Consider the following 23,154-nt stretch of genomic DNA (forward strand, 5'->3'; position numbering starts at 1 on the left):
CCTCTGTGAACTGAATATAAGCTGAAAATACCATGAATATTGATGCCTTACTCACCCCAATCAGGGCGGATTCTCCCTGCGGGGAAAACCTCGAATACGATGATGAATTTCTGACATTAGAACAAATATTGATTGAAAAACCAGAACAACAATTTGGTGATCTCCTCATTCCTGCTGAATCGCCTAACTGGATAGAAGTGGAAAAACACGCGATTCACCTCTTGTCCCGCGCCAAAGATCTGCGTGTCATTATCGCCCTAATGCAAGCCTGGCTAAATTTGCGTGGATTGCAGGGGTATGCCGACGGATTAACTTTACTGCGCCAAATCCTGGAACGTTATTGGGAAGAAGTATGGCCAAGGCTAGAATTTAATGGTGAATATGACCATGTATTTCGCCTGAATACGCTGGCAGCCATTGAAGATGGCTCTCCGTGTACGATCAAAGCGCAATACTCGATTATTCTGAAAAGTGCTTCAACAGAATTATCATTGCTGGATGTCTGTTCATTACTTAACGGTACGGTCACAGACGTTAAAGGGTATACCGGCGGACGTTCCAGACTGATCGTTGAACTGGAAAAGCAATCTGATAGTGCTGAGATTCTGGCAATCACCACGATCCGTGAGCAACTGACTGCGCTGAATGATATTATCCGCCATCATTTATCTGACAGTCATGTGCCTGATATGCCGCAGTTTTTAAAACTGCTGGATACCCTCATTGAATTTTATCGGGCGCATACATCAGACATCACGTTACCGGGAAACACGGCAAATTCAGACGTCGCTGGAGAGGCATCGTTTCTCAAACAGAAAACCGCATCAGAACAAACGACAGCAACAACCGCTATCCCTGAACGTACTGACAAGGTCAGGTTGGCTCATTGGTACGAAGCCGATGTCAGTTGCCGTGATGATGCACGTATTTTATTGGAAAAAGCCAAAGATTATTTTCTTAAACATGAACCAAGCCATCCGGCACCGATGATGATTGACCGTATTCTACGGTTGATCGACAGTGATTTTATTAAAATCATCTATGACCTTGTGCCAGAAGGGTTAGATCAGATCGAGAATATTTTCGGTCGCCCCAAGAATACGGATATAGATTCATGAGGTTTTATGTCATCAACCCGTATTCTCATCAGAACCTCTCTTATACCCACGATATACCCAATTAAGTCAGCCTTATTCACCCTCGCTGCGCGGGGATGAATCAACATCGTCTGAAGGATGAAAGGGATAAAAGGGTATCAACTTAAGCTATCGGGTTAGTCATATCTAGCCAGTAACGGAGAATTTGTTATGAAATCCAGTGGACAAAAGTTTATAGCACGGAATCGCGCTCCCCGCGTACAAATTGAATACGATGTCGAACTTTACGGTTCGGATAAAGCGGTTCAATTACCTTTCGTCATGGGCGTTATCGCTGATTTGGCGGGAAAACCTGTAGAAGCCTTACCTGATGTCAATGATCGCAAATTTCTGGAAATTGACGTTGACAACTTTGATGAGCGCATGAGTTCCATAAAACCCCGTGCCGCCTTTCAGGTTGAAAATACGCTGACGGGTGAAGGCAAGCTAAATATCGATTTAACCTTTGACACGATGGAAGATTTTCAACCTGATGCCCTCGCAAAAAAGGTTGAGCCACTCGCTAAATTGCTGGAAGCCCGCACCCAATTGGCAAATCTGCTGTCTTATATGGACGGTAAAAACGGCGCCGAACAGTTGATCGCCGAAATATTGCAAAACCCCGCCCTACTGAAATCCCTGGCAGAAGCGCCAAATCCAGAAAACAACGCTTCAGAAGAAGGCACTGAAGATAAGGAGTAACCGATGAGCTCAACTGAACAAGACACTCAAATTCAACAGGCACCGGTATCAAAAGAGTATACCCCTGATGAACTCAGCACATTGCTGAATAAAGAGTTTCGTCCGCAAAGTGATCATACCCGCAGTGCAGTAGAAAATGCGGTAAAAACACTGGCACAGCAGGCGTTGGAGAATACGGTTACTATCTCGGGTGATACCTATCGCACGATCCAATCCTTGATTGCTGAGATTGATACCAAGATATCGCAACAGATGAACCATATTCTGCATCATGAGGAATTCCAGAAACTGGAAGGCGCCTGGCGCGGTCTGCATTATCTGGTCAATAACACGGAAACCGATGAAATGTTGAAAATCCGGGTTATGTGCCTGTCCAAAAAGGAATTGAGTAACACACTAAAACGCTTCAAAGGGATCAGTTGGGATCAAAGCCCAATTTTCAAGAAAATCTATGAAGCGGAATATGGCCAATTTGGTGGCGAACCGTTTGGCTGTCTGGTGGGAGATTACTATTTCGACCATACGGCGCCGGATGTCGAACTTTTGCGGCAAATGTCGCAAATCAGTGCGGCAGCACATTGCCCCTTTATTTCAGGCGCCTCGCCAAGTGTCATGCAAATGGAATCCTGGCAGGAGTTAGCCAATCCCCGGGATCTCACTAAGATTTTTCAAAACACGGAATATGCTCCCTGGCGCAGTTTACGTGAATCCGAAGATGTTCGTTATATCGGATTAGCCCTGCCACGTTTTCTCTCTCGCCTGCCCTATGGGGCGCTCACCAATCCTGTCGATAACTTCAATTTTGAAGAAAATACAGAAGGCCCGACGCACGGCAATTACACCTGGGCCAATGCGGCTTATGCGATGGCCACCAATATTAATCGGTCTTTTAAGCTGTATGGCTGGTGTACATCTATCCGGGGGGTAGAATCCGGCGGGATTGTCGAAAACTTACCTTGCTACACGTTTCCCTCCGATGATGGCGGCGTGGATATGAAGTGCCCCACGGAAATCGCCATTAGCGATCGCCGTGAAGCGGAGCTGGCGAAGAATGGTTTCATCCCATTACTGCATCGCAAAAACACCGATATGGCTGCCTTTATTGGTGCGCAATCACTGCAAAAACCGGCGGAATATTACGATCCTGATGCGACGGCTAACGCCAATCTCGCCGCCCGGTTACCCTATCTATTCGCCTGTTGTCGTTTTGCTCACTATCTGAAATGTATCGTGCGCGACAAAATCGGGACTTTCCAGGAACGTGCAGATATGGAACGTTGGCTCAACGATTGGATTATTAATTATGTCGACGGCGATCCCGTCAACTCATCACAGGGAACTAAAGCCAGGAAACCGCTGGCAGCCGCCGAAGTGCAGGTAGAAGACGTCGAAGGTAACCCCGGTTACTATCAGGCGAAGTTTTTCCTGCGCCCCCACTATCAGCTGGAAGGGCTGACGGTGTCTCTACGCTTAGTTTCAAAATTACCATCATTAAAAGGAGCATAACACCCACAAATTGAAAAAAATCTTATCTATTTAGTCCCAAAACCCCCTCTTTCACGCTTTCTATTTCAATATGCATAATCTCTTTATGCACAGCCCAATATACAATTATTGGATTATTTTAACCTATGAAACTCTTATAAGGCGAACATTATGTCTACTTCAAGCATTGATGCATTTATTAACTTTACTGATATAAAAGGTGAGTCAGGTGATAGTGCGTTCAAAGACTGGACTTCAGTCAAAACGTTTTCACTGGAACTCGTTAACCGTGTTAACAAGGACACCCAAGGTTCCGGGCTGGGAGCCGGTATTGTAGCCGTTTCCGGCTTGTCGCTGGATCTGCTGTTTGACAAATCAGCTATCACCTTACGCCAGTATCTCGTCAAAGGAACACATATCAAGGAAATAAAACTCAACGTACGCCGACAAGGTGGTAAACAAGAAACCTGGTACACACTAGCGTTGACAAACGCTTTAATAGCCAAGTCCAGCCTGGCATACGGAGAAGAAGGTTTTTATGTTTCCATTCTCGTTGCCTTTCAAAAATACAAAGAAAGCTACTTCTCTCAAGAGTATGCTTCAGGCTCTAAAGGCGCTGAAGTCAGCTATGAGTGGGATTCTTATACCAATCAGGCCGGCTAACTCACCTAAATCACACATCATAACCTTCCTGTGGGCACTCACAGGAAGGTTATCTCTTCAATAAGAACGATAGCCATGATTATGAGATTCACCATTGTTAAAAACTCTGGTTCTAACCGACCCTCTCAACTGAGTTATGACTTTTCTCCTCCGGGCGGCACAATCGGCCGCAGTCCAGAAAATACGTGGCATTTACCGGATGAAAATCTGGCGATTGCCCGATTGCAGGTGATTGTGTCCATTTCTGCCGACGGAGAGTGTCGGATCAACAATCAAGGCTCGTCTTCTGACGTGTTACTGAACACCATCCCTCTGACGCCCGATCGCCAGATTGAAGTCCGTGATGGCGATATACTGAACATCGGTGACTATCAGATTCAGCTTACTGATATCAACAATCATTCATCACAAAACAATCCTTCATCACAACAGAGCACGACACCCGTTTCCCATACTGACCATTCGAACGTGAATCAAACCGGGATCCCCAACGAAGTCTGGGACGGCCTCGAACACATGTTCACGACACCGGATAACCCCTTTTCCGCGGATCCACATCGGTCGACCCAAAACCAGATAAAGCCAGACTTGAATGACAATCATCCTCTGACAAAAGACCAACACGATAAAGAACGCAACCCCATTGATCCTCTGGCGCAAATAGAAACTCCAATCAATCTTGACTCGCTCCAGCTACGGGCAACCGATCCCATTGCCATGTTCAGGTCAGATAGCACGTTTCAACAGGAAAATATCCTCCATGATCCGACGCCGACTGCCTTGTTATCCCGTGAGGAGCCAAGCCATGAGCACGATGATGAAAAACAGGAAACGGACCCACTCAAATTATTTGCCGACAAACATGTGAAGCCGGCACAATCTGTAAAAAATGATGCGCTTCTGAACCAGATACTGGATAACGCTGTCCCTCTAAGCGCCGTCAATGAGGTAGAAATTACCGAACCTCAGACTGAATCTATTTCTCAGCCATCGGCTTCGGTTAAACACGTTGATCTCTTTCAGTCCGTGGCATCACCAGAAACCACGCCTCCGTCAATGACATCCTCCACGGATAACCCGGTTTATTCTGAAACGCCAGCATCACCTTTATCTTCGCGGGATACTTCACGCCATGCGCCAACGCCAACAGAAAGCCCCCCGCAACAAACGAATAATGACAAACTGGAAGGAGCATTACTGGCCGCCTTACTGGAAGGGATGGGGCTAAAAGGGGCAAACCAGTTACAATTTGATGAAGCGCAGATGTATCAGTTAGGGCTATTAATCAGCCAGTTAACTCAGGGCATCATCACACTGAACGCTTCCCGTAACCAACTGAAACACGACACAAACGCAACCGAAACACAATTTCCGACTCACACCAATAATCCCTTTAAATTTTTACCTTCTGGTCAAGCGGTGCTGGCGCTGATGTTTAATGGTCATATCCCGGGACTCATGCCACTTGAACAGGCAACCCGGGATATTCTGCTCGAATTACAAGCTCATCAATCGGGCATGATGGCAGGCGTGCGTGCTGCGGCGGCGGAGATATTGCACCAGTTCCACCCTGCGATCCTTGAACAAAAGGCCCGGGAAGACGATTGCTTGCCACGTTTGTCGTTATTATCCACCAACAAAGCCGCCATGTGGGATTACCTCAGCAAATATTATCAAAAGACAATCCATGAATTTGAGCAAGATTCTGTTCTGTTGAGTGAAAACTTCTTGCAAGCCTATGAAGCCGAAGTTAATCGTTATAAAAACACGCAAAAAAGATAAATCCCCTGATCCGGGCAAGACCATCCTTTTCACTTGCCCCTATTTTTCCTAATGTTATTTCCACCTCTTTCACACGCATAATGGCGAATAGGTAATCCATGAACGACGACAATATCGCTTTATTACATGACGGCTATCACAGTCGAAATAACGCGACACGCGTGACGGCCAAAGACAGGATGCTGCCTTCTCTCTTTGATCGGCTTATCGATAATGAACCCGATAAAAAACAGGAAGCCGTCAACAACTATATGTTATCGCACAGTGTGTTACGACAAAGTGTTCTGAGAGATTTGCAATGGTTATTTAACAATATTAATAGTGAATTTGAACACGATCTCACTCCATTTCCAGCCATTCGCCAGTCCGTTTATAACTTTGGTTTGCCTCCCTTGTCAGGCAAGTGCATCTCCGAAATCGAATGGGGAGATATCCAGCATCGGATCATTAGCGCTATTCACATATTTGAACCCCGTATTATTCCCGATGAACTGGAAGTGCATTGTGTTTCAGATACCCATTCATTGACACTCTACAATACGTTATCTGTAGAAATAAAAGGGTTTTTGTGGTGTGTTCCTCGCCCACTGGAATTCTTGTTCCGTAGTGATATTGATCTGGAAAATGGTTATTTCACCATCAAAGAAGCCGGATAACCTTGAGCTGACCATACGGGAGGAAGGATGGATAACAAACTGCTTGAGTATTATAACCGTGAGCTGGTCTATTTACGTGAAATGGGCAAGGAATTTGCGGAGCTTTACCCAAAAGTTGCCAATCGTCTGGGTATGCATGGCATTGATGTTGTTGATCCCCATGTTGAACGCTTAATGGAAGGTTTTGCTTTTCTGACTTCCCGTATTCAATTAAAAATGGATGCGGAGTTTCCCCGCTTTTCTGAACAATTACTGGAGATGCTGTATCCGAACTATTTGTCTCCCACGCCTTCAATGGCTATCGTCGAACTCCAGCCAGATATCAGTAAAGGCGATATCAGTCACGGGTTTCTCGTGCCCCGTGGCACGATCATGCACTGCCAGACCCTGAAAAAGGATGGTATCAATTTCCACTATTCCACCACGCAAGATGTCACCTTACAGCCACTGTCTCTGAAACACGTTGAACTTGGCCGAATTCCTGCCAATCTTCCGCTGATGGCACTGAATCTTCATCAATATGGGGCGGTCAGTGCTCTGCGTATTCGCATTGGCTGCCAGGGAAAATTTTTTCTCAATGAACTGGATCTCGAGAAACTGGTCTTTTTTCTTTCAGGGCCAGATACTCAATCCCAGCAATTGTTAGAACTGATTATGGAGCATTCTGTCGGCATACTCTGTCAGACACTGGGTGACACCCCCCAATACCACCTCTTACCTGATGTTGCCCCACACCATGAGGGATTTGATGACGACCAGTCATTGCTCCCTAATGATCCCCGCCATTTTAGTGGTTACCGACAACTCCAGGAGTATTTTGCGTTTCCGGCTCGTTTTCAATTTTTCAGTATCAGCCACATGGCATCCTGGTTGAAACAGACAACAGAACAGAGTGAATTTGAACTGGTATTGCTGCTGGATAAAACCGATCCCGATCTGGAACGACTGGTTGATGCCTCTTATCTGGCGCTAAACAGCACACCGGTGATTAATTTGTTTCCCAAAATCACTGAACGTATCTCGGTGGAAGAAAATAGCAAAGAATACCATCTGGTTGTCGATAATACCCGTCCACTGGATTACGAAATTTTCTCAGTGCAACGTCTGCACGGTGCAGATATCAAACGTAAAGAAACCCAAATATTCCGGCCATTCTGGTCGACATTCAGTAATGATAAAAACAATTACGGCGCTTACTTTGCCGTGCGTCGTGAGCCGCGTATTTTATCTGAACATGCTCGTCATTACGGGACACGAACCAGTTATGTCGGCACCGAATCCTTTGTCTCCATTGTTGATGAACACGACTCTCCGTGGTCCAATAAGCTGAAATTCCTGACCGCGGATGTCATGTGTACCAACCGTGATTTATCCGCCATGTTGCGTCAGAAAGATCTCGACAATTTCGCCATGCTGGATTCGATTCCCATCAACCACATTGCCTTTCTCAAAAGACCCTCTATTCCACGCTCAGCGTTGAAACAAGGCGCTGCTTCCTGGAAACTGATCAGTCAACTCCAGCTTAATTATCTCAATTTTATGGATAAAGATGACGAGCAAGGGGCGCAGGCATTGCGGCAATTATTAAGTTTATATGCCAACCTCGCCGAACCCGCCATCGTTCGCCAGATCAATGGCATCCGCCATTGTACATTAAAAACCATTTACCGGCGGGTTCCCGAACCCGGCCCGATCGTTTTCGCCCGTGGTGTCAGCATTCGGCTGGAAGTGAATGAACAAGAATTTGCGGGAACCAGCCCCTGGTTATTGGGCAGTGTATTGGAAAGGCTCTTTGCACGTCTGGTGACGATGAACGCCTTGACAGAAGTGACACTGTATAGCCAGCAACGTGGCAATATCGGTTTTTGGCCTGCCCGCATGGGTAACAAGAAATTGCTATAAAAGAAAAAAATGAATATGAATCAAGAGAATGCTATTTCTATTCATCGTGTTTGTCGTTTGCCAGATGACTTTTGGCAGCAACTGACCCAAACGCCCTGGCAATTCGATTTATTTCAAACCCTGCGCCGTATAGATGCCCAATCCGGGGCATATTACCTGCTAGGATCTGCCCCGCTACCGAAATACGACCTGCTGCGGTTGGGGCAAAAAGCCTCCATGATTTTCGCCCCCTCAACCATTGCCGACGTAAAACCGCGCACAAACACAAAACTGTATGACATGCTTATCTACAGCTTTGGTTTGTTCGGCCCTAACGGTCCGTTGCCACTGCATATCACCGAATTTACCTATTCGCGGCAATACAATTATCAAGACCCGACGTTAAACGCATTCGCCAATTTATTTCATCACCGGTTAATACTGTTGTTCTATCGAGCCTGGGCGAATACCCAACCGACCATATCGCTCGATCGTCAGGATAATCAACGCTTTTGCCATTATCTCGCCTGTTTGGTCGGTATGGGATTACCCGCCCAACAACAGCCGGATACCATCAATGATCATGCCCGTTATGCACTCTCCGGCCATTTATCCCGTCAAGGGCACAGTGCGGAAGGGTTAGAAAAAATCTTGTTCTATTATTTCAATATTCCGCTAAAAATTGTGCAAAATATTCCTCAATGGCTGGCGATCGGCATACAGGATCAGGCTCAATTAGCAGCGGGACGTAACCGGCCTCGTTTAGGAAAATCGGCCTTTTTAGGCAGCGCGCTCTATGATATCCAACATAAATTCCGCATTGAATTAGGCCCACTCAATATGACGGAATACACCCTGTTTTTGCCGGGAGGGTCTAAGTCAAAACAACTCGTTGACTGGGTGCAACAATATCTGGGGATTGAATACGCCTGGGACGTCCGGTTAACGCTCCACCAATCAGATGTCAAAGGTCTTCGTCTATCTGAACCAACGCAACTGGGACTGAACAGTTGGCTTGGTCGCCTTGAACACCCCACTCATCGCGGGGATTTAATTTATACGCCCGCCCCTTAACGGGATTCATGCCGTTAATAACCTTCTCGTTAACAATACCTCATTAATAACACCACGGGATCTATGCTATGTCAGAAATTAGTCGTTCGGTGCTTTTTGGCAAACTTAACCGTACCCTGTTCACCGCGTTAGAGAGTGCTACCACCTTTTGTAAGCTGCGTGGTAATCCCTACGTTGAATTAATTCACTGGCTGCATCAACTGATGCAGCAACAAAATAGTGACCTCCAGCAACTTATCCGTCATTTTTCACTGGATGAAGCCACGCTGACGAAAGACATTGTCATCGCGCTGGATCGTTTACCACGGGGCGCCAGTGCCATCTCTGATCTTTCAGAACATATTGATAATGCGGTAGAACGTGCCTGGGTCTACGGCTCACTTAAATTTGGTGTGAATGAAATTCGCAGTGCGCATTTACTGATAGGGATATTAAAAACGTTTCATTTACGTCATGTACTGCAATCCATTTCTTCTCAGTTTGACCGTATCAATGCCGATACTTTACTCGACAATTTTAATGACATTTGCAGCGATAGTGACGAGGCGCAAACCCGTATCGCTTCAACTGGCGTAGAGGGCGGCACCGCCCAAACAGCGATAAACACACCCTCACAACAATCCTCTTTACAACAATATGGGCAAGAGCTGACTGCCCGTGCACGTCGTGGTGAAATTGATCCTGTATCAGGACGTGATGAAGAAATTCGTCAGATTATTGATATTCTGATGCGTCGCCGCCAAAATAATCCCCTGTTAACCGGGGAAGCCGGGGTAGGCAAAACTGCGGTGATTGAAGGACTGGCCTTAAGAATTGTGGCGAAAGATGTTCCCCCGCCTTTGCAGAATGTCCAGCTTTGGTTATTGGATATCGGTATGTTGCAGGCGGGAGCCGGGGTCAAAGGTGAATTTGAATCTCGTTTACGCAAAGTGATCGATGAAGTGCAGTCCAGTCCAACCCCCATCATTTTGTTTATTGATGAAATCCATACGTTAATTGGTGCCGGCGGCCAGCAAGGAACGGGAGATGCCGCCAATTTGTTGAAACCGGCTCTGGCACGCGGTCAATTGCGTACTCTTGGCGCAACAACCTGGTCTGAATATAAAAAATATATTGAAAAAGATCCTGCCCTGACCCGCCGTTTTCAAGTGGTTCAGATTCATGAGCCTGATGAAACCAAAGCCGTGCTGATGCTGCGCGGCCTGGTCAACGCACTGGAATGCCACCACCATGTGCTTTTACTGGATGAAGCGGTTGAAGCTGCTGTACGTCTTTCACATCGCTACATCCCCGCCCGTCAATTACCAGACAAGGCGATAGCACTGCTGGATACGGCCTGTGCCAGAGTGGCCATCAGCCAGCATGCCGAACCCCCTCAGTTAGAAGATTGTCGTCACCGCATCGAGGCTTTACAGATTGAGCTGGAGATTGTCGAACGGGAAGCCAAAGTCGGTATCGGTGACAAGCAACGTTCGGCAACGATCCTGAACGCACTCTCTGTCCTGGAAACACAGCAAGCACAATTGCAAGAACGTTGGCAGCAAGAGCTTGAGTTGATCGATAAAATCATTTCGCTGCGAACTCAGTTGCACACCGAGCAATATGATGATGTTGAAACAAAACACGCTGAATTGTCCGAATTGCAACAACAATTGAAAGCCCGACAAGGCGACAAGCCACTTATCTTCGCGGCCGTAGACAGCAATATTGTCTCTTCTGTTGTGTCTGACTGGACAGGCATTCCCCTCAATCGCATGGTCAAAGATGAAATCGACGCCGTATTACAGTTAGCGGATACACTGAGCCAGCGTGTCATCGGTCAGCATCATGGATTAGAGTTAATCGCAAAACGTGTCCGCACTTCACGCGCGAAGCTGGATGATCCCAACAAACCGGTCGGCGTTTTCATGTTATGTGGCCCGTCTGGTGTCGGTAAGACGGAAACCGCTCTCGCTCTTGCCGAAACGTTATACGGTGGAGAGCAGAATCTGATCACCATTAATATGAGTGAATTTCAGGAAGCCCACACGGTCTCTACCCTGAAAGGAGCACCTCCCGGCTATGTCGGGTATGGCGAAGGCGGTGTGCTGACAGAAGCGGTGCGTCGCCGGCCTTACAGTGTGGTATTGTTGGATGAAATCGAAAAGGCTCACTCGGATGTACATGAAATTTTCTTTCAAGTTTTCGATAAAGGCTGGATGGAGGATGGTGAAGGACGCCACATCGATTTTCGCAATACCATTATTATTTTGACCTCCAACGTCGGCGCTGATCTGATCAGCGCGTATTGCACTCAACAAGAGACTTATCCCGATCCAGAAAAACTCAGTAATGCGTTGCGTAAACCGTTATTGCAGGTATTTCCGGCCGCCCTGTTAGGGCGATTACTGGTCATTCCTTACTATCCGCTGAGTGATCACGTCATGACAAATATTGTCCATTTACAATTAGACAGAATTAAAAAAAGGCTGTTGGAGAATCACACTATTACAGCCACCTTCGATGATATTATGGTCGAACATATCGTCAGCAGATGCACTGAAATTGAGTCAGGCGGACGGATGGTTGATGCGATTCTGACCAATACCCTGCTACCACAAATCAGCCAGCAACTGCTTTCTGCCAGTGCTCAGGATAAACAGTATCACCAGCTTCAGGTCTCTCTGGTGCAAGGTGAGTTTCAATTTCAATTCACAGATTAGAAGACGACTAAGAGACGATCAATTTGCAGAACATTCATCAAAATCCATCCGATGGCAACTTTAGGCTTATTTATACGCTGCCAATCGGACACTGCCTTAATGGGTTTGAAATCGAAAAAGTCATTGGCAAAAGCGAAGACAGTATTGTATATCGCGTTTGGGATCATCACTGTAAACAATCCATTGCGATCAAAGAATATATGCCCTTCGCTTTTGCCATACGCCGACGGGATATGAAACTCACCTTACGAGAAAAAAAGTCAGAAAAGCCGTTTCAGACGGGATTGCAAAATTTTATCCACGAAGCCCACTTAATGTCCTGTTTTGAACACCCCTGCCTGCCCCGTTTTCTGCATTTCTGGCAACAGAATTGCACAGCCTACATTGCAACGCCCTTTTATCAGGGGGTGACACTCAATAAATTCAGCGTCAGACATGCACATCTCATCAATGAACATTGGCTGTATCAGATGTTGTTTCCTTTATTAAGTGCACTGGATATGCTCCATCAACAAAATTATTTACACTGTGATGTTTCTTTGGACAATATTTTAATCCGGGATAATCAATCACCGATATTGCTGGATTTCGGTACTACGCACAAAACCACGCAATGCTTGTCTGATGAGACCGAAATCACCCTCCGATCCGGCTTTACCCCCATTGAACAATACACAGCCAATGAAGAAAACCAACAAGGCCCCTGGACAGATATCTATACGCTAGGGGCGGTGTTATATACGTTGATTGTGGGCCATCCCCCCCCGGTCAGTATTGTGCGCAATGTTGAGGATCGTTATCAACCTTTGGCCACACTGCGTCCAGCAGGGTACTCTTTGTCGTTCCTGCAGGCGATTGATAAAGCACTGGCAATCAATCCAGCAGAACGCCCGCAATCCATTCCTGAGTTCATCACCCTTTTTTCACCCGTGCTTCAACAATCAAGCTTCAATAATCAAGCAACCCTGTTCAGTTCTGACCCTCGCTAACCCACTCATCTATTCACATTCCCCCATGAGTCATCTGTTAATGATGTCAGTACATGATCTTGCCAGACGCCATCAATCATTAAATATTTTTTGGCATAACCTTCCCGCTCAAAACCGAGTTTCTTCAGTAAATTGCCGCTACGATGATTATGTGGCATATAGTTGGCCATAATGCGATGCATTTTCTGATAACGCTGCATATAACGGATTGCCGGCTGCAGTGCTTCATACATTAACCCTTGCCCCTGCCATTTTTGCCCTAAAGAATAGCCGAGGTAACAAGAATAAAACGCGCCTTGTACAATATTGGTGAAGTTAGCCACTCCCCTAATTTCATTTTCATTAGGATCTAAGAGCAAGAAATGAAATGCAGCCCCCTGCCGTTGTAATTCCGTCATATAACTCAACCTGTTCGTCCATCCAGAAGGCTGATAACAGCTCCCATCCCTTGTCGGCTCCCACGGCTTAAGAAAATCTTTATTTTCTGCATAATATTCAGCCAGCCTATAAGCATCCCGTTCATACACCACACGAATAACCATCCTATCCGTCATAAAGCGAATCTTGGGAGATGTAGAACGATAACCAAACATGCTTGCTCCTGATATTGGCATTGAAAATGTTTAAATAATTTAGCGCCTGTGAAATTTTTTTTCATCATTCGATAATAAAAAATATCATCACCGAGGCTCTTCCTATCTTAATTTTCAAATTACGTTCAAAATGGCAAAAAATTTACCGCTATTTTTGCCTATTTCACCAGTACAAAATGTCATTAGTCATAGAAGGAGACAATATGAGACGGTTTTTCTTAGGGGCGATGTTGATACTAGTTGGATTCATCAGTGGGTGTGATCAATTCAAGGAAGTCAGTATCAATGAAGGTTTACTTAATGAATATTTATTGAAAAAAGTGCATTATCAAAAGCAAATTAGCCTACCCGGTATGACTACAGCCAAGATTACACTCGGGGAATTAACCAGTCAGATTGGGCGTCAGGATCCAGAAAAAATGGAACTTTCGGCGCTTGCCAACGTGCAATTAGTGTCCTTATTTGGAAACGTGCAAGCTGATATGCACTTAACGATGAGAGCCAGACCCATATTTGATCCCCAAAAAGGCGCTATTTTCATTCACGGATTGGAAATCATAAGTTATCAAGCCACGCCCGAAAAAATGACAGCGCCCATTAACGCCCTACTTCCGTATTTGAATACGTCTTTAAGTGAATTCTTTAACACGCATCCGGTTTATACTTTGAACCCTGAAAAAAGCAAAGCAGAAGCTATGGCTGCAAAATTAGCCAAAGGGTTGACCCTTAAACCGGGCAAATTGGTGATTGATTTGACTCAATAATTGTATTGCTAATCAGCAATTATAAAGGCAGATGGTGATCCCATCTGCCTTTATTTTGTATCCGCACCGCCCCTTAACGTGACGTTGTCACTCTGATTCTAATTCCTCACGTAATGCCTGCAACGCTTCGCGTGTTATCACTGCCAGCGTTCGATAAAAACCGCTTGTTGCATGAGCTTCAACTTTACCAAGAAATTGCCCACACCACGGTAACAAGTACTGATCAAACAGAGCAATCTGAGCCTGCACTTCATCTTCTGCGGCCTGATCTTCCAACCAGGATGCTGCCAATAATAAGAAGCCAAATTGATCAGCCGGCGTCTCAGGCAAAGGCATTCCCCGCTCGACTAAAAACTCACGTATTTCGCTTTCATCCTTATCAACATAAGCAGAACGGTAAACGGGCACGCTCGCCGATCCGCCGGTAAACAGAGCCTGGTAATCAGCGGTGATCACCGACAATTCACTGTTTTTCTGCAACCTATCCAACAACGCATCCTGTTCCAAAGGCCATGCCTGCTTTAATTTTCCTTCAGCAATCATGGTGATCACCGGTTGCAAAACAGGATCTTGTGGTGCCCGATTGAATAATGTTCCCAAAATCCGGCACACGATAGAAAATTCATTCATGATCTCATCCATCCCAATAACTTATCTAAATAATGAATATGGGTATTGTCCCTAATCACCGGCCCGGATGTAAAGTCACTAATAACCGAGGGCCATATCCACAAGACCTATCGGCGATTCACCGTTTTCCATGCGCCGAATATTTTCACCAATCATATCCAGCGCGTTATCCGGGATTGTCTGTGCCGCAATATGCGGCGTGATATTAATGCGTGGATGAGTCCAGAAAGGATGGAGATTTGATAAAGGCTCTTCGACAAAAACATCAAGTGTCGCGCCAGCGATATAACCTTTTTCTATCGCAATCAGCAAATCTTGCTCGATAAGTTGAGTCCCTCGTGCCATATTAATCATATATGACTCTGGTTTTAGCTGTTTGAATAAAGAAAGATTTAAAATACCCCGGGTTTCTGGTGTGTCTGGCAAAATATTAATCAATACCTGACATTCAGAAAGAAAATCGCCCAACTGCGCTTTCCCGTAAAAACTCTCGACCTGATCAATCTGTTTTGGCGTCCGGCTCCAGCAGCGAACAGTGAAATCAAATTCCTGCAATTTTTCAATGACTCGACAGCCTAAAACCCCCGCCCCCAACACACCAATTACAAATTCTTTTCGATTATGGGGCGAGACAGGATGCCAAAGACGCTGTGACTGGTATTGTTTATATTCATCCATGCGCCGAAAATAGTGCAATACGGAGTAAAGTGCATATTCCTGCATTTGTCGCGCCATGCCGGTATCTTCAAGGCGGATCAGCGGAACCCCTTCAGGTAAGGTTCCCGGATTTTCCCATTCTTGTTTAAGAATGGCATCAACACCGGCACCCAATAAAAATATCCCTTTGATATCCCTGCGATGCGCTAACATCTCATAGGGCGGTGACCAAACTAAGGCGTAATCAGCCGGTGCGTTATCACCACTCACCCATTGACGAACGTTAGCTTCTGGTAATCTGGCTTGTATTCCCTGAATCCATTGATCGGCATTCAGCGTAAAGGCGGGGTGAAAAAAAATGATCTTCATAAAAGCGTATTCCTTTTTGTTTTTCCGATAGGGTTAACCCATCACTGGCAAGTTGCAAGCGCCCAATAAAAAGACAGGAATGAAAATATTGATAATGCTACCCGGTTAACAAATTTACGATGGCGCATTGCAAAAATGCATTCTTTGCTATCGTGGCTGTTTGCCTGACCCTCAAATTGTTTTTTATTTGTCTAATCAGTCAAAAAGCTTGAAAAAATCCTTATCCGCCTGTTGACGCCTAGGCTGCTTTTCCCTATAGTAGCGCCCCGTTGCAGCGAAGAAGCTTAGAGAAGTCACTGCAACAATAAATTTGGTGAGGTGTCCGAGAGGCTGAAGGAGCACGCCTGGAAAGTGTGTATACGTGAAAACGTATCGAGGGTTCGAATCCCTCCCTCACCGCCATCTTTATATGAAAGAGCCTGAACAAAATGCTCAGGCTTTTTTAATCGCAGTAACGCATTTTTATTAAATGTGGAAAAAACAAAATTTGGTGAGGTGTCCAATCAGGCTGAAGGAGCACGCCACGGAAAGAAAAGCCGCTGTTAATAATCATATAGTCCGTCGATAAGGTCCTGTTCTACCCCGGTATTTGCAACAGTGCCAGGTTAATTGGGTATAATGTTATTGAATTTTTTATGTCTGGTTAAGAAAAAGTGATTTCACATATTGCACTAAATAAGAGTATTCTCAGTCCGCTGTTAACTTCTTAGGTTTTATATGTGGTTATAATTATTGTATTACGCTAGAGGTTATTAATAGATATTCGAAGTCGCTCGCCTAACTTGGGGAACCTAGTTGAAATTTCAAAAATACTGTCAATCACACACAACAATGGAGAGTCATTTGATAAATGACTACCCATTTAAATGACTTGATTGAAAAGCCTTGGGGGTGTGAATACAGAATTTATTGCTATTGAACCCAAAAAAGTTCATGGAAGAATGATTAATAAATATACTGTGCTTAATTCAATTAAATATGATTCTGACAAAAATAAAAAAGGCTTGGTCTTTGTTGATGATAATTTAAATAACGTTATTGATGCAAGTAAGTTAGGTATTCAATCACTATGGGCATTTTGGGGTTTTCATACTCCTGATCACGTAAAAGATGCAGAAAAACTATCGATAAAAGCGATTAACAATCAAGAATTACTTAATTTTATAAAACTCTCTAAAGAAAATGAGGTGAGAATATAATGGTTAATGAAAAGAAAAAAGCGCTTCTGGTTATCACATCTCACGCGGAATTGGGAAGTACTGGCAGGAAGACGGGTTTTTATTATGAAGAGCTAGCTACGCCATATTGGAAGTTGGTTGATGCAGGTTATGATGTTGAAATAGCATCAATCAAGGGAGGTAAAGCACCAGCAGATCCCGGAAGTCTAAATTCGCCAGAGGAACAGCCAGAATCTGTTAAACGATTCTTGGGTGATATTGCGAGCGTAAATAAAATTGACTCTTCACGCTCTATATCCTCGGTAAATCCTGCCGATTATTCAGTAGTTTTCCTACCAGGTGGCCATGGTACCATGTGGGATTTTGCTCAATCTAAAGAACTCGCTAATTTAATTAGTCGTAGTTATGAGTATGGTGCAGTAATTGGAAGTGTATGTCATGGAGCAGCCGGTTTGTTAAATGCTAAAACTGCTGATGGCCACCCTAGGGCAACCGCATGAATGTTCAAATATCATCCAAACCGGAAAACCCTGCTTGTAATACCTGCTCCAAAAAGCCGATTTTCATCCAGGCTCGTTTACGTTTCATTCTGATACTTAATTTAGTCGTTTCTTTTTTTAACATATTTAACGCGACCCGTCTCAATATCGCGATGTTTTCCGCTGCATTTTTACGGTAAATTTTGCAGTCATCTTCCCGAAAGGAGACATCCAGTATCCAGTGAAGATTATTTTCGATCTGCCAGTGGCTACGTATGGCCTGAGCAAACTGTTCTTCTGTTAACTCTGCTGAACTGATGGCGTAATGGTATTCCAGGCTGGCGGATTTTCCTTTTTCTTGCCGGTATCCGACTGTCACGCCAACTGTTTTTAATTCAGGCCATTCCGGGAAATGGGCGACTAATGAACTCGCATCCATGACATGACTTTGCCTAATTTCAATACGTCCATGCCCCTGTTCTATGTGTACTTTTTCTCTTGTCAATGACCCGGAGAGTTGTCCCGCCAGTGCCTCCCTGACTACACGGTGGAGATTTTTCTGATTGTCTTTCACACTCAGCAAATAATCAGCGCCCGCCTCAATAATGTCCCGGGCTATCTGGGTTTGACATCCCATTGCATCAATGGAAATGAGGGCGCCTTTCAGTTCCAATAACTTAATCAGTTCAGGGATGGCAGTGATCTCATTTGACTTACTTTGTGTTCTGACCTGACCAATGACGAGTTGGTTGCAGCGGCGTAAGCACTCACCATGTGGAGAGTTGAATAACGATCTTCACGATGATAAGAGCCACGCAATACTTTACCGTCGATCGCCACTAATTCCCCTTTGGTGAGTTGGTGAACAGAACGCATCCAGTTGATAAAACAGAGATTAAATTGTTCTGGTTTGATGCGAGAAAGGACCCGGGCAATGGTGTCATCAACAGGAACGCCTTCTTTGAACATACCTTGTTTAAGAAACCAGTCATGATGGCCTTCAGTATATTCCTGAATATCACTCCAGCCCTCCGCCCCCGCAATAATCGCGCAAAGGGTGGCAAACAAAATGTCAAATAAAGGATAGGCCACTTTGGCCGTCTGGCGTGGGTCTTCGATATCGGAGAAATGGTCAGTGAAACTGTCAAGGTACATGGTATTGACTCTCAAAAGAGAGTATAAGATCACAGCTATTTACTCGAATCAACTTAATTTACCGTTGGCTAAAAAACATTCGCGATCTTGCCCTGATGGCCACCCTTTAGTTGAAAATAAGCGCATTAATTCTTTTACTGCTAATGAAGAAATTGCAGTTGGCTTAGATCAAGTGGTTCCTTTCATATTGGAGACTGAATTTAAAAAGCTTGGAGCAAAATACGAATGTGCTGAAAACTTTAAACCTTATGTGGTTACAGATGGCCGTTTAGTCACTGGTCAAAACCCAGCTTCCTCAGCTTTAGTGGCAGATGCAGTAGTTCAGGCAGCTAAAGTAGCTTAAAAGAAGATGATAATTATTTGCAAAGGATTATTTGAAATGGAAAAAGCAATTTTAATTGGTGTTGATGCCGGACATGAAATCGGTATTCATAATTATAGCCACGAAAACCCTAAATAGCTAAATTATAAAATACGGCCTTATATAAGGCCGTATTCATATCAGTTCGGTTTAAAAACGCCTGTCTCTGCAACCCTTATAATGTGTTCCTTAACGAACATGACGCTAGGCTGACGTAGAGCTGATTCATTCCATACCAGATAAATATCGTTTTCCGGCATTTGCTCTACAAGATTTATTTTAATAATCCTTCCTGCGTCGATTTCTTCTTGGCACAAATACTCAGGCATAACTGTCCAACCACTATGTTCTCTGATCATTCTTTCAACAATACGTAAGTCGGGGACTGTAATAGAAGCTTGCATGTCGGTAACCATACCAAAAATTTGTTTAAAAACATCGCGAATCAGTGGTAATTGTTCATCATATGCTATTAGGGGTAAACTTTCTAATAATTCAGCAGTAATTGGCTTTCCTTTAAAATTAGCCGCCATTGTCGCTGAGGAAACAATTATAAGTTTTTCCTTCCCTATGATTTGAAATCCAAATTTCTGTGCATCAGGTTGCGATGTAGTAATTGCAATCTGGCTAGTGCCTTCATTCAAGCTTGCATAAATTTTTTTCCTATCGCCAGTGAGTAACTTAAGGCGTAATTCGTTATGAATGACAGGAGAAAATAATTTCGCTGATTTAGCCCAAAGTAATTCTGCTGGCCCAATAATCGTAACAACGCCTGTTATTCGTTTTCTACGACCCCGCATCAAAGTAAGTTTGGTTTCGATAGCATCCAAATTATGACCGATTTGCCTGGCGAGCTCATCAGCTTCAGCTGTCGGTGTAACGCCATGTGAGCGACGGATGAAAAGAACACAACCAGTGAGCGACTCTAGAGAATGGATGTGTGAAGAGACAGCTGGCTGACTTATCCCAAGTCGGTTTGCAGCCTTGGAAATTGACCCTGCGCGGTAAACATCGAGGAAACTCCTTAGTTGAACCAGATAGCTCATTTTTTCATCCTTTGATTAATAAGATCGACACTGTTGCAAAGATTAGTATGGACCTGACCTTTACGCAGGACTCATATTACCTCAATGCCCTTGATTGTCGCATAGGCCGCCTTCATGGATTTGAAACCCAGCGGTAAATTGTGATGTGCTCAACGTTAACGCCCCGTTCGGCCAACATCTTCTGCAAGTTCGCGATAACTGATACCGTATATTGATTTCTGTTTTTGCTTAACTAGCATTATTAATCGAGTTTTCCATGCAAACTGCATGTTGCTGCATGACATATAATGCATTCCTATTCTTCGGGAGCTTAAAAGCGACAGCTTGCCACCTGAGCCAGGATTTTCAGATCCGCCTGTTCTCTGCGCGCATACACGATATAGTAAGCTCGTTCCTGTTTTTCATCCCGGCTGCGCCGAGCCAGCAGATAATGGCCATATTCACGTTCTTTCTCACTTGCCTGCGTTCATGTGACAGAGCCTCCATCTGGAGTTATAAGGGCAAATCCAGTGATATAGTTATTTTTATAACCAATCATAACTTTAATTATTTTACTTATATCACGAGGAGTAATAAATTTGATCGACAAAGCCTGTTTAACAAAATATGTATATATTTTAGGGAATTAATATGCCTCTTGTTATTTATGTCTTTTCTCTTTGTGCTTTTGCATTGGGATTAACGGAATTTTTAGTTATTGGTTTAGTTACAGCAATTTCTAAGGACTTGCATGCTTCGATTGAAGCTGTCGGTATGACTATAACTTCCTATGCTATTGGGGCGACGATCGGAGCCCCATTTTTAACGGCATTGACTTCAAACTGGTCTCGTAAAAGGGTGATGCTGTTAACTATGGTGGTGTTTTCTCTTGGGAGTTTAGCTGCAACTTTATCGACAAATGTTCATATGATGCTCATTGCAAGGTTTGTCGCTGGGTTAGCTCATGGCCTGTTTTTGGCCGTTGCAGCAAGTGTTGCTACACAGATCGTTGCACCAGAAAAAAGAGGAACTGCCGTTGCCTATGTTTTTGCAGGATTAACTCTTGCTTTAGCATTTGGTGTTCCAATAGGGACTTATTTGGGAAGTGTTATTTCCTGGCAACTTAGTTTTATGTCTGTAACAGTATGTGGGCTCGTAGGACTTATAGGATTGATCTTCTTTATGCCTAATACTAAAACTCATAGTACTGAAGATTCCACTCATCCTTTCAAAGCCTTAATGCAGATATTCAATCCCATCTTATTATTTGGAGCGTTAATAACTGTCCTCGGATATACGGGAGCATTTACGCTATATACCTATATTTCACCTTTGCTTTTGGATATTACTAAGGTGAACATACAGACTGCAAGTTCAATGATGCTAATCTACGGCGTTTGTGCGGCAGTCGGAAACATCTTGGGTGGAAAGCTATCCGATAAACTAGGTGTGGATAAAGCCGTTGCATGGATTATGTTTTCCTTGACCCTATCCTTAGTCGGGATTCATTTTTATGGCATGAATGCAACCATGATGTGCATTTTAATCGGTGCAATGGGTGCTATATCATATGCAGCGGTTCCTGCAATGCAGGCACGGGTTATATCCATCGCTCATCGCTATGCGCCAAGAGCAGTACCTGTGGCATCTGGGCTAAATATTGCCGGTTTTAATTCAGGCATTGCATTGGGTTCTTTATTTGGCGGATTTATCATCACAACCGTTGGGATAAATTACCTCGCTATTGGTGGTGCGGTAATCTCTTTCTTTGGGTTATTTATTCTATTGTTTTCCCAAATGTCGAAACGCCAGTCTTCGCATGCATAATGATGAATTTGTATATACCCGTGATCATTGAAGGTGCGACACCATCGGGTAACACCATAAAAAAATACGGGATGTTACCCGACGACGGCTTAATGCGACAAAACCGTTATTCATCGCTATGTCGACAATCCGCTCTTTAACGCCGGGTTTGCAGGCTTGATAAGTGTATTCCAACTGAAAAACCTTACAGCAGGTATAGCAACGATAATGAGGATGCCTGCCATTCCCTTTTCCATGTCCTTTAACATGTTCTGATTTGTGACAATAACGGCAATCGACGTTAACTTTGACCATGCTTTACCCTTAAAAGGTGGGACACATATCACAACAACTCACTATTTAATACATGACCAAACCATCTATCATTTCTAATATTAACAAAGATCAATATCACATATATCCATTATTCATATTGACGCCGAATCACGAGAAATTTACATTACATTAACACAAAAAAACACAACAACAATCAGGTTTATTTTTATATGCCAAAAGTACGTATAAGGAACAGGGTATCAATTCCCTTAAAGGAGCTAAAAAACACCCCAGATTTTATTACTTTTTATGGCCTTTTTGAGAATAAAGAGCATATAGCCTTAGATTTTCGTCATAACAATAATTCTATTGCACCTCTAGTTCGAATACATTCGGAATGTATGACCGGAGATGTATTTCACTCACTGAAATGTGATTGTGGTGAACAGCTAAATGAAGCATTACAACTTATTAATAATGAAGGTGGTATATTGCTTTATATGCGCCATGAAGGAAGAGGAATTGGATTATATAACAAAATTGATGCTTACAGATTGCAGAACGAAGGATTAGATACTTTTCAAGCCAATCTTCAGATTGGTTTCTCTCAAGATGAACGTGAATTTGTTCCCACAGCGCAATGTGATGGGTTTTCGGCTTTCAGAAACACTAACTAGTGAAGGGGTGCTGAGATGAATATTCAAAACCGATTATTAAGACAGGGCAAGATCGCGAATGTTTTTTAGCCAACGGTAAATTAAGTTGATTCGAGTAAATAGCTGTGATCTTAT

The 23,154-nt window shown here is 44.1% G+C and carries 20 protein-coding genes, 1 tRNA gene and 4 pseudogenes; 17 read left to right on the plus strand and 8 right to left on the minus strand.

The genetic code is table 11. From position 1 onward, the window contains the following. The first annotated feature begins 32 nt into the window (after positions 1 to 32). The 10 genes from tssA to XPG1_RS08375 all read left to right on the plus strand — a co-directional run bounded on the left by tssA (position 33) and on the right by XPG1_RS08375 (position 13,070). The gene (gene tssA / locus XPG1_RS08330) at positions 33 to 1,118 is read left to right on the plus strand and encodes a type VI secretion system protein TssA (protein ID WP_045958681.1); all 1,086 of its coding nucleotides are present in this window, start codon (positions 33 to 35) and stop codon (positions 1,116 to 1,118) included. 189 nt (positions 1,119 to 1,307) lie between these two features. Further along, positions 1,308 to 1,838 (plus strand): type VI secretion system contractile sheath small subunit, encoded by a 531-nt coding sequence (gene tssB, locus XPG1_RS08335; protein WP_045958682.1) that lies wholly within the window; start codon positions 1,308 to 1,310, stop codon positions 1,836 to 1,838. A 3-nt stretch (positions 1,839 to 1,841) separates the two neighbouring features. Beyond that, complete coding sequence (tssC, locus tag XPG1_RS08340; protein WP_045958683.1) at positions 1,842 to 3,344, plus strand: type VI secretion system contractile sheath large subunit; 1,503 nt, start codon at positions 1,842 to 1,844, stop codon at positions 3,342 to 3,344. A gap of 150 nt (positions 3,345 to 3,494) precedes the next feature. Beyond that, positions 3,495 to 3,986 (plus strand): Hcp family type VI secretion system effector, encoded by a 492-nt coding sequence (locus XPG1_RS08345; RefSeq protein WP_045958684.1) that lies wholly within the window; start codon positions 3,495 to 3,497, stop codon positions 3,984 to 3,986. A gap of 75 nt (positions 3,987 to 4,061) precedes the next feature. Beyond that, positions 4,062 to 5,768 carry a type VI secretion system-associated FHA domain protein gene (locus XPG1_RS08350; RefSeq protein ID WP_231853071.1) on the plus strand — a complete coding sequence of 569 codons (1,707 nt, stop codon included), beginning with the start codon at positions 4,062 to 4,064 and terminating at the stop codon, positions 5,766 to 5,768. Between the two features lie 98 nt (positions 5,769 to 5,866). Continuing rightward, positions 5,867 to 6,424 carry a type VI secretion system baseplate subunit TssE gene (tssE, locus tag XPG1_RS08355; RefSeq protein WP_045958685.1) on the plus strand — a complete coding sequence of 186 codons (558 nt, stop codon included), beginning with the start codon at positions 5,867 to 5,869 and terminating at the stop codon, positions 6,422 to 6,424. A gap of 27 nt (positions 6,425 to 6,451) precedes the next feature. Beyond that, a complete protein-coding gene (tssF, locus tag XPG1_RS08360) occupies positions 6,452 to 8,326 on the plus strand; it encodes a type VI secretion system baseplate subunit TssF (protein ID WP_045958686.1) in 1,875 nt (624 codons plus the stop codon). 9 nt (positions 8,327 to 8,335) lie between these two features. After that, a complete protein-coding gene (gene tssG / locus XPG1_RS08365; protein ID WP_436286823.1) occupies positions 8,336 to 9,379 on the plus strand; it encodes a type VI secretion system baseplate subunit TssG in 1,044 nt (347 codons plus the stop codon). 68 nt (positions 9,380 to 9,447) lie between these two features. Continuing rightward, positions 9,448 to 12,081 carry a type VI secretion system ATPase TssH gene (tssH, locus tag XPG1_RS08370; protein ID WP_045958688.1) on the plus strand — a complete coding sequence of 878 codons (2,634 nt, stop codon included), beginning with the start codon at positions 9,448 to 9,450 and terminating at the stop codon, positions 12,079 to 12,081. A gap of 23 nt (positions 12,082 to 12,104) precedes the next feature. Then, on the plus strand, positions 12,105 to 13,070 hold the full coding sequence (locus tag XPG1_RS08375) for a serine/threonine protein kinase (protein WP_052708274.1): 966 nt from the start codon (positions 12,105 to 12,107) through the stop codon (positions 13,068 to 13,070). Between the two features lie 5 nt (positions 13,071 to 13,075). On the opposite strand, the gene rimJ is transcribed toward XPG1_RS08375, so the two are convergent. Next, entirely contained in the window at positions 13,076 to 13,663 is a 588-nt protein-coding gene (gene rimJ / locus XPG1_RS08380; RefSeq protein ID WP_045958689.1) for a ribosomal protein S5-alanine N-acetyltransferase, read from the minus strand. Positions 13,664 to 13,866: 203 nt separating this feature from the next. On the opposite strand from rimJ, the gene XPG1_RS08385 reads away from it, so the two are divergent. After that, a complete protein-coding gene (locus tag XPG1_RS08385) occupies positions 13,867 to 14,427 on the plus strand; it encodes a lipoprotein (protein WP_045958690.1) in 561 nt (186 codons plus the stop codon). An 87-nt stretch (positions 14,428 to 14,514) separates the two neighbouring features. Here XPG1_RS08385 and XPG1_RS08390 read toward each other — a convergent pair whose 3' ends face one another. Further along, the gene (locus XPG1_RS08390; protein WP_045958691.1) at positions 14,515 to 15,057 is read right to left on the minus strand and encodes a TorD/DmsD family molecular chaperone; all 543 of its coding nucleotides are present in this window, start codon (positions 15,055 to 15,057) and stop codon (positions 14,515 to 14,517) included. 78 nt (positions 15,058 to 15,135) lie between these two features. Then, on the minus strand, positions 15,136 to 16,083 hold the full coding sequence (gene ghrA, locus XPG1_RS08395; protein WP_045958692.1) for a glyoxylate/hydroxypyruvate reductase GhrA: 948 nt from the start codon (positions 16,081 to 16,083) through the stop codon (positions 15,136 to 15,138). Between the two features lie 312 nt (positions 16,084 to 16,395). Here ghrA and XPG1_RS08400 point away from each other — a divergent pair. From XPG1_RS08400 to XPG1_RS08410, 3 genes are all read left to right on the plus strand, one after another. Continuing rightward, positions 16,396 to 16,485, plus strand: a tRNA-Ser gene (locus XPG1_RS08400). Between the two features lie 491 nt (positions 16,486 to 16,976). Further along, positions 16,977 to 17,282 (plus strand): hypothetical protein, encoded by a 306-nt coding sequence (locus XPG1_RS08405; protein WP_045958693.1) that lies wholly within the window; start codon positions 16,977 to 16,979, stop codon positions 17,280 to 17,282. After that, positions 17,282 to 17,761, plus strand: a complete 480-nt coding sequence (locus tag XPG1_RS08410; RefSeq protein ID WP_052708275.1) for a type 1 glutamine amidotransferase domain-containing protein — start codon at positions 17,282 to 17,284, stop codon at positions 17,759 to 17,761. Before XPG1_RS08405 ends, XPG1_RS08410 begins: the two co-directional genes overlap by 1 nt. 4 nt (positions 17,762 to 17,765) lie before the next feature. Here XPG1_RS08410 and XPG1_RS08415 read toward each other — a convergent pair. Continuing rightward, positions 17,766 to 18,832, minus strand: a pseudogene (locus XPG1_RS08415) (ISAs1 family transposase). A 61-nt stretch (positions 18,833 to 18,893) separates the two neighbouring features. On the opposite strand from XPG1_RS08415, the gene XPG1_RS08420 reads away from it, so the two are divergent. Next, positions 18,894 to 19,238: a type 1 glutamine amidotransferase family protein gene (locus tag XPG1_RS08420; protein ID WP_052708276.1), complete on the plus strand. Its 345-nt coding sequence runs from the start codon at positions 18,894 to 18,896 to the stop codon at positions 19,236 to 19,238. Positions 19,239 to 19,396: 158 nt separating this feature from the next. Here the strand turns inward: XPG1_RS08420 and XPG1_RS08425 are convergent, their stop codons facing one another. The 3 genes and pseudogenes from XPG1_RS08425 to XPG1_RS19280 all read right to left on the minus strand — a co-directional run. Continuing rightward, positions 19,397 to 20,302, minus strand: coding sequence for a LysR family transcriptional regulator (locus tag XPG1_RS08425; protein ID WP_045958694.1), 906 nt, complete (start codon positions 20,300 to 20,302; stop codon positions 19,397 to 19,399). Between the two features lie 124 nt (positions 20,303 to 20,426). Further along, positions 20,427 to 20,511 (minus strand): annotated as a pseudogene (locus tag XPG1_RS18405) (IS6 family transposase); the annotation flags it as partial. A 104-nt stretch (positions 20,512 to 20,615) separates the two neighbouring features. Next, a pseudogene (locus XPG1_RS19280) lies at positions 20,616 to 20,765 on the minus strand (IS701 family transposase); the annotation flags it as partial. Between the two features lie 167 nt (positions 20,766 to 20,932). On the opposite strand from XPG1_RS19280, the gene XPG1_RS08430 reads away from it, so the two are divergent. After that, entirely contained in the window at positions 20,933 to 22,108 is a 1,176-nt protein-coding gene (locus tag XPG1_RS08430) for an MFS transporter (RefSeq protein ID WP_045958695.1), read from the plus strand. A 102-nt stretch (positions 22,109 to 22,210) separates the two neighbouring features. Here the strand turns inward: XPG1_RS08430 and XPG1_RS08435 are convergent. Beyond that, a pseudogene (locus XPG1_RS08435) lies at positions 22,211 to 22,402 on the minus strand (IS1-like element transposase); the annotation flags it as partial. 191 nt (positions 22,403 to 22,593) lie between these two features. On the opposite strand from XPG1_RS08435, the gene ribA reads away from it, so the two are divergent. Further along, a complete protein-coding gene (ribA, locus tag XPG1_RS17530; protein ID WP_071825353.1) occupies positions 22,594 to 23,040 on the plus strand; it encodes a GTP cyclohydrolase II RibA in 447 nt (148 codons plus the stop codon). The last annotated feature ends 114 nt before the right edge of the window (positions 23,041 to 23,154 follow it).

The sequence above is a fragment of the Xenorhabdus poinarii G6 genome, assembly GCF_000968175.1.
GTDB lineage: Bacteria > Pseudomonadota > Gammaproteobacteria > Enterobacterales > Enterobacteriaceae > Xenorhabdus > Xenorhabdus poinarii.

Bases quoted from the DNA above. Each gene is read 5' to 3' on its own strand.
- tssA (WP_045958681.1), top strand. From the start codon at position 33: ATGAATATTGATGCCTTACTCACCCCAATCAGGGCGGATTCTCCCTGC.
- tssB (WP_045958682.1), top strand. From the start codon at position 1,308: ATGAAATCCAGTGGACAAAAGTTTATAGCACGGAATCGCGCTCCCCGC.
- tssC (WP_045958683.1), top strand. From the start codon at position 1,842: ATGAGCTCAACTGAACAAGACACTCAAATTCAACAGGCACCGGTATCA.
- XPG1_RS08345 (WP_045958684.1), top strand. From the start codon at position 3,495: ATGTCTACTTCAAGCATTGATGCATTTATTAACTTTACTGATATAAAA.
- XPG1_RS08350 (WP_231853071.1), top strand. From the start codon at position 4,062: ATGATTATGAGATTCACCATTGTTAAAAACTCTGGTTCTAACCGACCC.
- tssE (WP_045958685.1), top strand. From the start codon at position 5,867: ATGAACGACGACAATATCGCTTTATTACATGACGGCTATCACAGTCGA.
- tssF (WP_045958686.1), top strand. From the start codon at position 6,452: ATGGATAACAAACTGCTTGAGTATTATAACCGTGAGCTGGTCTATTTA.
- tssG (WP_436286823.1), top strand. From the start codon at position 8,336: ATGAATATGAATCAAGAGAATGCTATTTCTATTCATCGTGTTTGTCGT.
- tssH (WP_045958688.1), top strand. From the start codon at position 9,448: ATGTCAGAAATTAGTCGTTCGGTGCTTTTTGGCAAACTTAACCGTACC.
- rimJ (WP_045958689.1), bottom strand. From the start codon at position 13,663: ATGTTTGGTTATCGTTCTACATCTCCCAAGATTCGCTTTATGACGGAT.
- XPG1_RS08385 (WP_045958690.1), top strand. From the start codon at position 13,867: ATGAGACGGTTTTTCTTAGGGGCGATGTTGATACTAGTTGGATTCATC.
- XPG1_RS08390 (WP_045958691.1), bottom strand. From the start codon at position 15,057: ATGAATGAATTTTCTATCGTGTGCCGGATTTTGGGAACATTATTCAAT.
- ghrA (WP_045958692.1), bottom strand. From the start codon at position 16,083: ATGAAGATCATTTTTTTTCACCCCGCCTTTACGCTGAATGCCGATCAA.
- XPG1_RS08410 (WP_052708275.1), top strand. From the start codon at position 17,282: ATGGTTAATGAAAAGAAAAAAGCGCTTCTGGTTATCACATCTCACGCG.
- XPG1_RS08420 (WP_052708276.1), top strand. From the start codon at position 18,894: ATGGTATTGACTCTCAAAAGAGAGTATAAGATCACAGCTATTTACTCG.
- XPG1_RS08425 (WP_045958694.1), bottom strand. From the start codon at position 20,302: ATGAGCTATCTGGTTCAACTAAGGAGTTTCCTCGATGTTTACCGCGCA.
- XPG1_RS08430 (WP_045958695.1), top strand. From the start codon at position 20,933: ATGCCTCTTGTTATTTATGTCTTTTCTCTTTGTGCTTTTGCATTGGGA.
- ribA (WP_071825353.1), top strand. From the start codon at position 22,594: ATGCCAAAAGTACGTATAAGGAACAGGGTATCAATTCCCTTAAAGGAG.